This is a genomic window from Variovorax sp. P4_B10, from assembly GCF_056402375.1.
The window spans coordinates 1-12,515 of the sequence record NZ_JBFUHN010000128.1 but is presented as its reverse complement, the minus strand read 5'-3'; the positions used below and the strand labels follow the sequence as shown (position 1 = coordinate 12,515).

13 protein-coding genes and 1 riboswitch are annotated in these 12,515 nt (G+C 67.5%); of the genes, 12 read left to right on the top strand and 1 reads right to left on the bottom strand.

The genetic code is table 11. The features are described 5' to 3' along the window. The first annotated feature begins 124 nt into the window (after window positions 1–124). The 9 genes from AC1DXX_RS31865 to arsC all read left to right on the top strand — a co-directional run bounded on the left by AC1DXX_RS31865 (window position 125) and on the right by arsC (window position 9,020). Window positions 125–904, top strand: a complete 780-nt coding sequence (locus tag AC1DXX_RS31865) for an ABC transporter ATP-binding protein (RefSeq protein WP_478138204.1) — start codon at window positions 125–127, stop codon at window positions 902–904. A gap of 9 nt (window positions 905–913) precedes the next feature. Continuing rightward, on the top strand, window positions 914–2,344 hold the full coding sequence (locus AC1DXX_RS31860; RefSeq protein ID WP_478138203.1) for an enolase C-terminal domain-like protein: 1,431 nt from the start codon (window positions 914–916) through the stop codon (window positions 2,342–2,344). Window positions 2,345–2,376: 32 nt separating this feature from the next. Further along, a complete protein-coding gene (locus AC1DXX_RS31855) occupies window positions 2,377–3,540 on the top strand; it encodes a Gfo/Idh/MocA family protein (protein WP_478138202.1) in 1,164 nt (387 codons plus the stop codon). A gap of 10 nt (window positions 3,541–3,550) precedes the next feature. Then, a complete protein-coding gene (locus AC1DXX_RS31850) occupies window positions 3,551–4,738 on the top strand; it encodes a dihydrodipicolinate synthase family protein (RefSeq protein WP_478138201.1) in 1,188 nt (395 codons plus the stop codon). Between the two features lie 8 nt (window positions 4,739–4,746). Further along, on the top strand, window positions 4,747–5,625 hold the full coding sequence (locus tag AC1DXX_RS31845; RefSeq protein WP_478138200.1) for a sugar phosphate isomerase/epimerase family protein: 879 nt from the start codon (window positions 4,747–4,749) through the stop codon (window positions 5,623–5,625). Window positions 5,626–5,932: 307 nt separating this feature from the next. Continuing rightward, entirely contained in the window at window positions 5,933–7,024 is a 1,092-nt protein-coding gene (locus AC1DXX_RS31840; protein WP_478138199.1) for a DNA glycosylase AlkZ-like family protein, read from the top strand. A 99-nt stretch (window positions 7,025–7,123) separates the two neighbouring features. Next, a riboswitch (FMN riboswitch) is annotated at window positions 7,124–7,285 on the top strand. A gap of 96 nt (window positions 7,286–7,381) precedes the next feature. After that, a complete protein-coding gene (locus AC1DXX_RS31835; protein WP_478138198.1) occupies window positions 7,382–7,894 on the top strand; it encodes a 6,7-dimethyl-8-ribityllumazine synthase in 513 nt (170 codons plus the stop codon). A 32-nt stretch (window positions 7,895–7,926) separates the two neighbouring features. Beyond that, window positions 7,927–8,613, top strand: a complete 687-nt coding sequence (locus AC1DXX_RS31830) for a glutathione S-transferase family protein (RefSeq protein WP_478138197.1) — start codon at window positions 7,927–7,929, stop codon at window positions 8,611–8,613. Between the two features lie 26 nt (window positions 8,614–8,639). Then, window positions 8,640–9,020, top strand: a complete 381-nt coding sequence (arsC, locus tag AC1DXX_RS31825) for an arsenate reductase (glutaredoxin) (RefSeq protein ID WP_478138196.1) — start codon at window positions 8,640–8,642, stop codon at window positions 9,018–9,020. Here arsC and queG read toward each other — a convergent pair. Further along, window positions 9,017–10,099, bottom strand: a complete 1,083-nt coding sequence (gene queG, locus AC1DXX_RS31820) for a tRNA epoxyqueuosine(34) reductase QueG (protein WP_478138195.1) — start codon at window positions 10,097–10,099, stop codon at window positions 9,017–9,019. The genes arsC and queG overlap by 4 nt on opposite strands. Between queG and tsaE the strand changes: the two genes are divergently transcribed. The 3 genes from tsaE to AC1DXX_RS31805 all read left to right on the top strand — a co-directional run. Next, a complete protein-coding gene (tsaE, locus tag AC1DXX_RS31815; RefSeq protein ID WP_478138194.1) occupies window positions 10,085–10,591 on the top strand; it encodes a tRNA (adenosine(37)-N6)-threonylcarbamoyltransferase complex ATPase subunit type 1 TsaE in 507 nt (168 codons plus the stop codon). The two genes, queG and tsaE, sit on opposite strands and share 15 nt — an antisense overlap. Next, window positions 10,588–12,120, top strand: coding sequence for an N-acetylmuramoyl-L-alanine amidase (locus tag AC1DXX_RS31810; protein ID WP_478138193.1), 1,533 nt, complete (start codon window positions 10,588–10,590; stop codon window positions 12,118–12,120). The genes tsaE and AC1DXX_RS31810 overlap by 4 nt, the downstream gene beginning before the upstream one ends. Window positions 12,121–12,271: 151 nt before the next feature. Next, window positions 12,272–12,515, top strand: a 244-nt coding sequence (locus AC1DXX_RS31805; protein WP_478138192.1) for a glycine zipper domain-containing protein, incomplete at its 3' end; no start/stop codon positions are given.

Here is a 12,515-nt window from a genome sequence, read left to right as displayed (position 1 = left end):
GTGCAGTACGGAGGCATGGACCCGTCGACGCGCGGCAAGCCCGAGGACTACGTGACGCTCGACTTCCTGCCGAACTGATTTCTTCCCGCCTGCGCGCTTACTGTTGGCACCCCTCACGCATCCTATGTCCCAAGTCAACCTGATCGAAGCGCGCGGCGTCTCGAAGACCTACCAAAGCAAGGACGGCCCGGTCGAATCGCTCAAGCCGCTCGACTTCGCCATCAAGGAAGGCGAGTTCGTCTCGGTGGTCGGTCCCTCGGGCTGCGGCAAGAGCACGCTGCTCAAGATGGTGGCGGGCCTGCTGCCGATCAGCGGCGGCGACCTCACGCTGGCCGGCAAGCCGATCAAGGGACCGCAGAAGGACGTGGGCATCGTGTTCCAGAGCGCGGTGCTGCTGCCCTGGCGCAGCGTGGAAGACAACATCCTGCTGCAGGCCGAGATGCGCCACCTGCCCAAGGCCGCCTCGCAGGCCCGGGCGCGCGCGCTGATGGAGATGGCCGGCCTCAAGGGTTTCGAAGGCAAGTACCCCTGGCAGCTCTCGGGCGGCATGCAGCAGCGCGCATCGATCTGCCGCGCGCTCCTGCACGATCCGTCGGTGCTGCTGATGGACGAGCCCTTCGGCGCGCTCGACGCGATGACGCGCGAGAAGATGAACCTCGAGTTGCAGCGCATCTGGATGGCCTCGAAGAAGACCGTGATGCTGATCACCCACAGCATCCCCGAAGCGATCTTTCTCTCGGACCGCGTGATCGTGATGAGCGAGCGCCCGGGTTCGATTGCCGCCGTCTACGACATCGAGCTGCCGCGCCCGCGCACGCTCGACATGATGGCCTCCGCCGAGTTCGGCGCGCACACGAAGGTGGTGCGCGCGCATTTCTTCTCGCAGGGCATCCTGGACCACTGATTGCGAGCCATGGACGCGCCCCGTTTCCACATCGAAGAGATCCGCTTCGCCGAGCGCGACGTGGCGCTGCGGCTGCCGTTCCGCTTCGGCGCGGCGACCGTTACCGCCTGCCCGCAGGTGTTTGTGCGGGCGCGCATCCGCTTCGAGAACGGCAGCACGGCCGAAGGCTGCGCCGCCGAGATGATGGTGCCCAAGTGGTTCGACAAGAACCCTGCGCTCAACAACGAACAGAACTTCGAGCAGCTGCGCTTCGCCCTGCGCGATGCGCGCGACGCCTATGTCGGTGAAGACGATGCGCAGACCGCCTGGACGCATTTCGCGTCGAACTACGCCGCGCTGCAAGCCAGCGCGAAAGCGAAGGGCCTGCAGGCGCTGGTCGCGAGCTACGGGCCGGCGCTGATCGATCGCGCCGTGCTGGATGCGCTGTGCCTGCACACGGGCGCAAGCTTCGCAGCCGCCATGAGCGCCAATCTGTGCGGCATCGACATGGCAGGCAGCGGACTGGCCGACGATCTCGCGGGATTCGACATACCCGGCTTCCTGGCCAGGCAATCGCCCCGTGCAGGCATTGCGGCGCGCCACACCGTCGGCCTGGCCGACGCCATCGACGACAGCGATGCACTGCCCGACGCCCCCAGGGACGGCCTGCCCGCCACGCTCGCCGCCGCCGTGCGCCGCTACGGCCTCACGCATTTCAAGCTCAAGCTCTGCGGCAGTACCGCACAGGACATCGCGCGCCTCGAACGCATCGCCCGCGTGATCGACGGCCACGCCCAGCTCGTGACGCTCGACGGCAACGAACAATATGCCGACGCCGATGCCTTCGCCGTCTTTCTCGATCGCATGCTCTCGACACCCGTGCTGTGGAAACTCGCGCAGAAGACGTTCTTCGTCGAACAACCGATCCGCCGCGATGCCGCCTTGCAGCGCGACGTGTCGGCACTGGGCAAGCGCATTCCCCTGCTCATCGACGAATCCGACGCCACGCTCGACGCCTTCGTGCAGGCCCGTGCGCTGGGCTACACGGGCGTGTCGAGCAAGAGCTGCAAGGGCTTCTACAAATCTGTCGTCAACGCAGCGCGCTGCGCGCAGTGGAACGCGGCCGAAGGCACTTCGCGCTACTTCCTCTCCGGCGAAGACCTGACCATGCAGGCCGGCATCGGCGTGCAACAGGACCTCGCGCTGGTCGCCTGGCTCGGCCTCTCGCACGTCGAGCGCAACGGACACCACTACGTCAACGGCCTCGCAGCCGTACCCGAAGCCGAGCAGCAAGCCTTGCTGAAGCTGCATCCCGGCCTCTACGAACCGAGCGATGGCGCCGTGCGCCTCGCCATCCGCGACGGACAGCTAGCCCTGTCGTCGCTCGCCACCGCGCCCGGCTTTGCCACCGGCATTCCCGGCGCGGGCATCTCGTGGGACGCCATGCGTTCCGTCTACTGAAGCACCCCTCTCGCATCCCAAGGAAGAAAACGATGGCCACCCAACGTCTAGGAATCATCATGCACGGCGTCACCGGCCGCATGGGCATGAATCAGCACCTGATCCGGTCGATCTGCGCGATCCGCGCGCAAGGCGGCGTCACGCTGTCGAACGGCGACAGGGTCATGCCCGACCCGATCCTCATCGGCCGCAACGCCGAGAAGATGGAAGCGCTCGCCAAGGCTCACAACATCGCGCGCTGGGGCACCGACCTCGACAAGGCGCTCGAGAACAAGGACGACACCATCTTCTTCGACGCCGGCACCACGCAGATGCGCCCCACGCTGCTGGCCAAGGCCATCCGCGCGGGCAAGCACGTGTACTGCGAGAAGCCGATCGCCACCAACCTCAACGAAGCCGTCGAGATCGCCCGCCTCGCCGAAGGCTCTGGCCTGAAGCACGGCGCCGTGCAGGACAAGCTCTTCCTGCCCGGACTGCGCAAGCTCGACATGCTGCGCCGCGCCGGCTTCTTCGGCCGCATGCTCAGCGTGCGACTGGAGTTCGGCTACTGGGTGTTCGAGGGCGACCTGCAGCCCATCCAGCGCCCGAGCTGGAACTACCGCAAGGAAGACGGCGGCGGCATGATCCTGGACATGATGTGCCACTGGCGCTACGTGCTGGACAACCTGTTCGGCGAAGTGAAGTCGGTCTCGTGCATCGGCGCGACGCATATCCCCAAGCGCTGGAACGAAGCCGGCAAGCCCTACGAAGCCACCGCCGACGACGCGGCCTACGCCACCTGCGAACTCACCGGCCACAACGGCGAGCCGGTGATCGCGCAGATCAACATGAGCTGGGTCACGCGCGTGCGCCGCGACGACCTCGTGACCTTTCACGTCGACGGCACCGACGGCTCGGCCGTCGCGGGCCTCTCGAGCTGCCGCGCCCAGTCGCGCGTCGCCACGCCGCGCCCGGTGTGGAACCCCGACGAGAAACAGATGATGAATTTCTTCGACCAGTGGCAGGAGATTCCGGACTCGCAGGTCTACGACAACGGCTTCAAGATCCAGTGGGAGCACTTCATCCGCCACGTGGTCGAGAACGAGCCCTACAAGTGGACGCTGCCCGAAGGCGCGAAGGGCGTGCAGCTGGTCGAGGCTGCGCTCGAGTCCTGGAAGGACCGCCGCTGGATCGACGTGCCTCCACTGAAGATCTGAGGCAGGCAGCATGGCACTTTCGCTGACCCTTCCCACCGCGGGCGGTGCGCTCGCGCCCTACACGCTGCGCGGCACCGCGCCGGTGAAACCCGATGCGGGCGTCAGGTTCAACCGCATCGCCTATTCGGCGGCACACGTCGTCGCCGATCCGCTCGCCGCCATCGACCCCTGGCTGCAATGCACGGTCGACTGGGACACCACCATCGCCTACCGCCGTCATTTGTTCTCGCTGGGCCTGGGCGTGGCCGAGGCCATGGACACCGCGCAGCGCGGCATGGGCCTGGACTGGCCGACCTCGCTCGAGCTGATCCGCCGATCGCTCGATGCGGCGAAGGACGTGCCCGGCGCGCTGGTCGCCTCGGGCTGCGGCACCGACCACCTGGACATCGACGAAGTGAAGAGCGTCGACGACGTGATCCGCGGCTACGAGGAACAGATGGCCGCCATCGAGGCGCTCGGCGGCAAGCTGATCGTGATGGCGAGCCGGGCGTTGGCCCGCGTGGCAAAGAGCCCCGCCGACTACGAGTGCGTGTACGACCGCATCCTGCGCCAGGCGAAGCAGCCCGTGGTGCTGCACTGGCTGGGCGACATGTTCGATCCGGCGCTGGCCGGCTACTGGGGCACGAAGAATGTTGACGCGGCGATGRACACGGCGCTCGGCATCATCGCCGCACACCCGGACAAGGTCGATGGCATCAAGATCTCGCTGCTCGACAAGGACAAGGAGATCTCGATGCGCCGGCGGCTGCCGGCAGGCGTGCGCATGTACACCGGCGATGACTTCAACTACGCCGAGCTGATCGCAGGCGATGGCTTCGGCAGTGAACCGACGCACGGCAAGAGCGATGCGCTGCTCGGCATCTTCGACGCTATCGCCCCTGCAGCCAGCGCCGCGTTGGGCGCGCTGGCCCAGGGCAACACCGAGAAGTTCCACGCCATCCTCGGCCCCACGGTCCCGCTGTCGCGCCACATCTTCGCGGCGCCCACGCGCTTCTACAAAACCGGCGTGGTGTTCATGGCCTGGCTCAATGGCCACCAGAAGCACTTCACGATGGTGGGCGGCCAGCAAAGCACGCGCTCGCTGCAGCACTTTGCCGAACTGTTCCGCCTGGCCGATGCGGCCAATCTGCTGGAGCAGCCGGAACTGGCGGTTCAACGCATGAAGACGCTGCTTGCCCTGCACGGCGTGGAAGGTTGAAGCAACCCATGCGCGACTTCTCGCAGAACCACGACTGGCTGTCGATCAACACCGCGACCATCCGCAAGCAGTTGGGCGCCGAGGCGCCGCTCGATCGCATCATCGACCAGTGTGCCGAGCGCGGCATCCGCGCGATCAGCCCCTGGCGCGACCAGGTCGCCGCCGTCGGGCTCGACAAGGTAGCGAAGCAGCTGAAAGCCCACGGCATCGGCCTCTCGGGCTACTGCCGTGGCGGCTTCTTCCCCGCCGCCGACGCGGCAGGCCTGAAGGCTGCGCTCGACGACAACCGCCGCGCCATCGATGAAGCCAAGACGCTGGACGCACCCTGCCTCGTGCTGGTTGTCGGCGCATTGCCCGGCGCGCTCGAAGGCAAGCCCGCGTACAAGGACATCGCCCGTGCGCGCGGCGAGGTGCGCGACGGCATCGCCGCATCGCTCGAATACGCCCGCGAAGTCGGCATGCCGCTCGMCATCGAACCGCTGCATCCGATGCAGGCCGCCRACCGCGCCTGCATCAACACGCTCGAGCATGCGCTCGACATCTGCGACGAACTCGACGCGGGCAAGACCGGCATGCTCGGCGTGGCGCTCGACATCTACCACGTGTGGTGGGACCCGAAGCTGCAGCAGCAGATCGCCCGCGCCGGCCGTGAGCGGCTGCTGGCGTACCACGTCTGCGACTGGCTCACGCCCACGCGCGACCTGCTGAGCGACCGCGGGATGATGGGTGACGGCGTGGTCGAGCTGAAGAAGATTCGCGGCTGGGTCGAGGACGCCGGTTTCGCAGGCTTCAGCGAGGTCGAGATCTTCTCGAGCCTCGACTGGTGGCAGCGGGCCGGCAGCGAGACACTCGACATGTGTATCGAGCGGCATAAACAGGCGGTCTAACTTCAGCACGGTTCAGTTGCGGGTCGCTTTTTCTCGGGGGTGCATTCGGGGCGCTGTTGTTCAGGGCGCGTGCACAGGGCACGCTGTGGGTTTGCGGCCGATCAACCAGTGCTCTGAACGATCACGCCGATGGTGTGCTCTGCGCAGCGAAATAAAGGAGGAGGCCTGCGGCCCTAGGCCGCGCCGGGGGACATTCGCGGAGCAGAGCACACCGTCGGCGTGAGCGCCGCCCCCGAACAAAGCACGAGGCATAGGGCAATCGATCCTCGCGAAGCGAGAGGCAGCCGCTTGTGCTGCAATTCGCCCCATGGCTGACCCGACCCTCGACGACCTGCGCCGCTATGCGGTGGCGCGCACCCTCTTCAAGCCCACAACCCTGCCGGGTGCGATCCGCCAGCTCGGCTTCGTGCAGGCCGACCCGATCCGCGCACCGGCCCGCGCCCAAGACCTCACGCTGCGCCATCGCGTGAAGGACTACCGCGCCGGCGACCTGGAAAGCCGCTACACCCGCCTCGCCATCGAGGAGGACTGCCTCGTCAACTACGGCTTCCTGCCTCGCGAACACCTGGCGCTGATGCATCCGCGCGAAGCCAAGCGTGCATGGGATGCCGACACGCGGCGCAAGGCCGCCGACGTGCTGGCCTATGTGCGCGAGCACGGCCCGGTGCATCCGCGCCAGGTCGAGCAGCACTTCGCCCACGGCCGCGTCAAGAACTACTGGGGCGGTTCGAGCAACGCGACCACGCACCTGCTCGACGGCATGCACTACCGCGGCATGCTGCGCGTGGTGCGGCGCGACAGCGGCACGCGCGTCTATGAGGCCGTGACGCACCAGCCCGCCGACGACAGCCCCGCCGGCCGCGCGCAGCGCGCCGCCGCGCTGATCGAACTGGTGGTGCGCAAATACGCGCCGCTGCCAGCGGCAAGCCTGACCTACCTCGTCCGCCTGCTCGGCTACGGCGCGCCGCACCTCTCCGCGCAAACGCAGGCGGCCCTGCGCCTGGCCCGCGAAGAACTCGCCAGTTGCCGCATCGACGGCACCACCTGGTATTGGCCTGCCGGCGAGAACCCGGCCTCGAAGCGCCATGCACCCGACGACGCGGTGCGCCTGCTCGCGCCCTTCGATCCGGTCGTGTGGGACCGCCGCCGCTTCGAGTTGCTGTGGGGCTGGACGTACAAGTTCGAGGCCTACACGCCGGCACCGAAGCGCCAATTCGGCTACTACGCGCTGCCGTTGCTGTGGCACGACCGCGTGATCGGCTGGGCCAACGTGACCGCGCCCGGGGGCAGGGTGCAGCCGGGCTTTGGCTATGTCGACAAGAAGCCGCGCGATGCGCCGTTTCGCGCGGCCCTCGACGACGAACTCCAGCACATGACGCTGTTCCTCGCCGGGCGCTGAACGCCTCACCTCGGCGCGCCGAGGGGCTTTGGCTCCTGGGTGACAGCAGGTGTTTGCGGTCTTGCCTAGAATCCACCTCGCTCCGGCGCAAGCCGGGGCAAGCGTTCTCAGGGCGGGGTGCAATTCCCCACCGGCGGTGATGGCGGCGTAAAAGGCCGCACAAGCCCGCGAGCGCCTGGTGCTTGCAACAAGCCCCAGGGTCAGCAGATTTCGGTGCGATTCCGAAGCCGACGGTCACAGTCCGGATGAAAGAGAGCGCGAAATGCGGGTCGGCCCGCGCGCTTTGCAATGAGCGCGCGGTCTGGCTTGCGGTTTCGTGCGCCCTGATTCAGGAAACCTGCTTTTCAGAGGCACACCATGAGTCAGATCAACGACCTTCCCCTCTCCGCCATTGCCGCGTCGGATGCACCGCGCGGCGAGCGCATCGCTTTCGTCGAGGCGCAGTGGCATTCCGACATCGTCCACCAGGCGCGCGATGCGTTCCTGGCCGAGATGGACCGCCTCGGCGTGTCGCGCGACATCATCGACATCTTCGACGTGCCGGGCGCCTTCGAGATTCCGCTGCATGCCAAGCGCCTCGCCAACTCGGGCAAGTACGCGGCCATCATCGGCTGTGCGCTGGTGGTGGATGGCGGCATCTACCGCCACGAATTCGTCGCGAACACCGTGGTCAGCACGCTGATGTCGCTGCAGCTCGAGACCGACGTGCCGATCTTTTCGGCCGTGCTCACGCCGCACCACTTCCACGAGCATGTGGAGCACCGCAAGTACTTCCACCGCCATTTCGCGGTCAAGGGCACCGAAGTGGCCGAGGCCTGCTTCAAGACGCTCGAAGGCCTGAAGAAGGTCGACGCGCTGCTGGCTGCGTGACAACAGGCACGCGGCTGCAGTAATCTGGGCGGATGGCTTCTGCATCCTCTGCCTCCAACGACCGCTACACCCTCTATGGGGCGCCCGGCTCGGGCGCCACGCCGGTCCATGCGGCGCTGACGCTGATCGGCGCGCAGATCGAAACCGTCGACATGGCCCCCTGGGAGGGCGAGTCCGAGCGCGAACGCGTGGCGGGCATCAACCCGATGCGCCAGGTGCCCGCGCTCGTGCTGCCTTCGGGCGAAGTGATGACCGAGAGCGCGGCCATCCTGATCTGGCTCGGCGACCGCTATCCGGAAGCCGGGCTCTGCCCCGCGCCGGACGATCCGCTGCGCGCGCGCTACCTGCGCTGGATGGTCTATCTGCCGGCCGCCATCTATTCGCTCTTCTGGGTGCGCGACGATCCCACGCGCCTCGCGCCCGATCCCGCGGCGCAGGCCGTGATGCTCGAACGCACGGCCGAGCGCATTGCGCACTGCTGGCAACTGATGGACACGCAGATCGACGAACCCGCCCCCTACCTGCTCGGCGAGAAGCTCAGCATGCTCGACCTGTACGTGACCGTGATGTCGCGCTGGACGCCGCAGCGCAGGCGCTTCTACCGCGTGGCGCCACGCATGGCCCGGGTGGTGCGGCGGGTGGATGCCGATCCTCGGCTGGCCGACTTCTGGGCGGCGCGCTTTCCCTTCACGATGGACACCTCGGTCCAGAAAAGCTGAGGCCTGTTCTTCCCATAATCGACGCCATGACTGCACGCACCCCGACCACCGCCTACCCGATGACCATCTTCCACAAGCCCAACTGCAGCACCTCGCGCAATGTGCTGGGCTTGATCCGCGAGAGCGGTGTGGAGCCCGAGATCGTCCTGTACCTGGAGACGCCGCCCTCGAAGAAGAAGCTGCGCGAACTGTCGAAGGCCATGGGCATGGGCGCGCGCGACCTGCTGCGCACGAAAGAAGCGCCCTATGAAGAACTGAAGCTGGCCGATCCGAAGTGGACCGACGACCAGTTGTTCGACTTCATCGTCGAGAACCCGATCCTGCTGCAGCGCCCCATCGTCGTCTCGCCGCGTGGCACGCTGATGTGCCGCCCCTGGGAGCGCGTACGCGAGATCCTGCCCGCTTAAAGACGCGGCTTCGCCGCCTGCTGCGCCAGGCCCCATGCGACATGCTCGCGCACGAGTTCGCTCGGATGGTCCGCGCGTGTCGCCAGCGCTTCCCGCGCACCGCTCTCGCCCGCCCTCACCGCATTGCCCAGCGCCACGGCGATGTTGCGCAGCCAGCGCTCGTGCCCGATGCGCCGTATCGGGCTGCCCTCGGTGCGCCGCAGGAAGTCTTCTTCGCTCCACGCAAAAAGCTCGGCCAGCGTGCGCCCCGTGAGCCCTTCGCGCGCATCGAAGTCCGGCAGTTCGCTCTTCTTCGCGAACTTGTTCCAGGGGCAGATCAGCTGGCAGTCGTCGCAGCCGTAGATGCGGTTGCCCATCAGGGGCCGCAGCTCCGGCGGAATCGGCCCACCGTGCTCGATGGTCAGGTAGGAGATGCAGCGCCGCGCGTCCAGCCGCTGCGGCGCGATGATGGCCTTTGTCGGGCACACGTCGATGCAGGCGCTGCAGCTGCCGCAATGCGCGGTGACCGGCTCGCTCTCGGGCAGCGCCATGTCGACATAGATCTCGCCGAGGAAGAACATCGACCCCGCATCGCGGTCCAGCACCAGCGTGTGCTTGCCGCGCCAGCCCTGCCCGCTGCGCGACGCCAGCTCGGCCTCCAGCACCGGCGCCGAATCGGTGAACGCGCGATGGCCGAAGGGGCCGACTTCTTCGGCGATCTGCTCGGCCAGCTTCGCGAGGCGGCCGCGCACCACCTTGTGATAGTCGCGGCCCCGCGCATAGACCGACACGATGGCCTCGCCGGGCCGCCTGAGGCGGTCGAACTCGATGGCCTGCCAGTCGGGCGAGGTGTCGCGCGGCAGGTAGTCCATGCGCGCGGTGATCACGCTCACCGTGCCCGGCACCAGCTCCGCGGGACGCGCGCGGCGCGTGCCGTGCGTTGCCATGTATTGCATTTCTCCATGGAACCCATGGGCCAGCCATTGCATCAGACCGTCCTCGGCGCTCGATAAATCGACGCCCGCGATTCCGATTTGGGAGAATCCGAGTTCCCGGGCCAAAGCCTGAATACGAACAACGAGTGGATGGCTGACGATCACTTGCCGATTGTAGAAACGCCCAAGAACACCCGCATCCTGCGCTGGTGCAGCGAAGCCGACACCGACGCCCTGGCGCGTTCGCTCGCGGCCTCGCCCGCATTGCGCGATGCCTTCATCGCGCTGCAGGGCGACCTGGGCGCCGGCAAGACCACTTTCGTGCGACACCTGCTGCGCGCGCTCGGCATCGCAGGCCGCATCAAGAGCCCCACCTATGCAGTGGTCGAGCCCCACGAAACGCCCGACGGGCTCGCGATCTTCCATTTCGACTTCTATCGCTTCGCCGATCCGCGCGAATGGGACGACGCCGGCTTCCGCGACATCTTCGCGGGCCCCGGCCTCAAGCTGGCCGAATGGCCGGAAAACGCCGCGGGCCGCACTCCACTTGCCGACCTAGCTATTAAAATAGAAGCAATGACAGACGACACACGCAGCGTGACCCTCCTCGCGAACACCCCTCGCGGCAGCGATCTGCTGGCGCGCATCGCCGCATGAAGGCGGCCGGCCTGAAACGGCGCGTGCTGCTGCAGGGCGGCAGCATCGCGCTGATGCTCGGCGTGCACCAGATTGCACGCGGCGCCACCATCCTCGCCGTGCGCGTCTGGCCCGCCGCCGACTACACCCGGGTGACCATCGAATCCGATGCGCGGCTCAGTTCGCAGCAGCTCGTGGTGGGCAGCCCGCCGCGGCTGGCGGTCGACATCGAGGGCATCGAGCTCAACACCGAGCTGCGCGAACTGGTCGGCAAGATCAAGCCCGGCGACCCCTACATCAACGGCCTGCGCGTCGGGCAGAACGCGCCGACTGTCGTGCGCATCGTGTTCGACCTGAAGCAGACGGTGCGGCCGCAGGTGTTCTCGCTGGCGCCCGTGGCCGCCTACAAGCACCGGCTGGTGCTCGACCTGTACCCCGAGCAGGCCATCGATCCGATGGAGGCGCTGATTGCCGAGCGGCTGCGCGATGCGCCCAAGCCCGGCAGCGCGCCCAGCAACGGCCCGGCGGTGGCGGGCATTGCGCCTTCCGTACCCGCTGCGCCCCCAGCAGGTGCCGCACCTGCCCCGGCGCGCCCCGCATTGCCTGCGGGCGATCCGCTGGGCGAGCTCATGGCGCAGCAGTCGATGCGTCCCGGCCCGGCAGCGCCTGCGCCGCCCGTCGTGGCGGGTGCCGACCGGCCTCCCGCGCCACCCGTGCTCGTGGCACCGCCACCGCTGCCGCCCGTGGTGGGCACCGCGCCCGTCAGGCCCGTTTCACCCCCCGTCGCTGCCGCCGCACGCGGTGGCGCGACGGCGAGCCGTACCGACCGCATCATCATCGTGGCGCTCGACCCAGGGCACGGCGGCGAAGACCCGGGTGCCACCGGCCCCAGCGGCACACGCGAAAAAGACATCGTGCTGCAGGTCGCATTCCGGTTGCGCGACCGCATCAACGCCGGCAGCGTCAACGGCAACCCGATGCGCGCCTTTCTCACGCGGGATGCCGACTTCTTCGTGCCGCTGGGCGTGCGCGTGCAGAAGGCACGGCGCGTGCAGGCCGACCTGTTCGTGAGCATCCATGCCGACGCGTTCACCACGCCAGCCGCGCGTGGCGCCAGCGTCTTCGCGCTGAGCCAGAGCGGCGCGTCGAGCAGCGCGGCGCGCTGGCTCGCCAACAAGGAGAACGATGCCGACAAGGTCGGTGGCGTCAACGTCGGCAACCACGAAGTGCAGGTGCAGCGCGCGCTGCTTGACATGAGCACGACGGCGCAGATCAACGACAGCCTGAAGCTCGGCGGCGCAATGCTCGGCGAAATCAGGGGCATCGGTGCGCGACTGCACAAAGGCGAGGTCGAACAGGCCGGCTTCGCGGTGCTGAAGGCGCCGGACATTCCGAGCGTGCTGGTGGAAACGGCCTTCATCAGCAACCCCGAGGAAGAAGCCAACCTGCGCCGCGTCGACTACCAGGAGAGCCTGGCCGATGCGCTCATGCGCGGCATCCAGCGCTACTTCGCGCAGAACCCGCCATTGGCGCGCAGCCGGCAGCTCTGACGCCCGCACACGGAGTTTTGTAAAGCCAAAGCACGCCTGCTGTCCCACGCAGGGCGGCCCGTCACACCGCACAGGCAGGCGCGGCAGGCTCCTACAGGGCCGGCAGTGCCTTTGACGATGATGAACCATCACTCCTCGAAAGGTGGACATCATGAATAAACGTCTCTGGATCGCCGCAGCTGCAGCCACCTCGGTCATGACGATCGCAGGTTGCGCGAGCGGCCCCAACCAGAACCTCGGTACGGGTGTAGGCGCGGTGGGCGGTGCGCTGGTGGGCAATGCCATCGGCGGGAACACGGCCAGCACGGTGGGTGGTGCAGCCATCGGCGGCATCATCGGGAACCAGATCGGCCGCAATGCCGACGAGCGGAACTACTACAACCAGCAGCGCTATC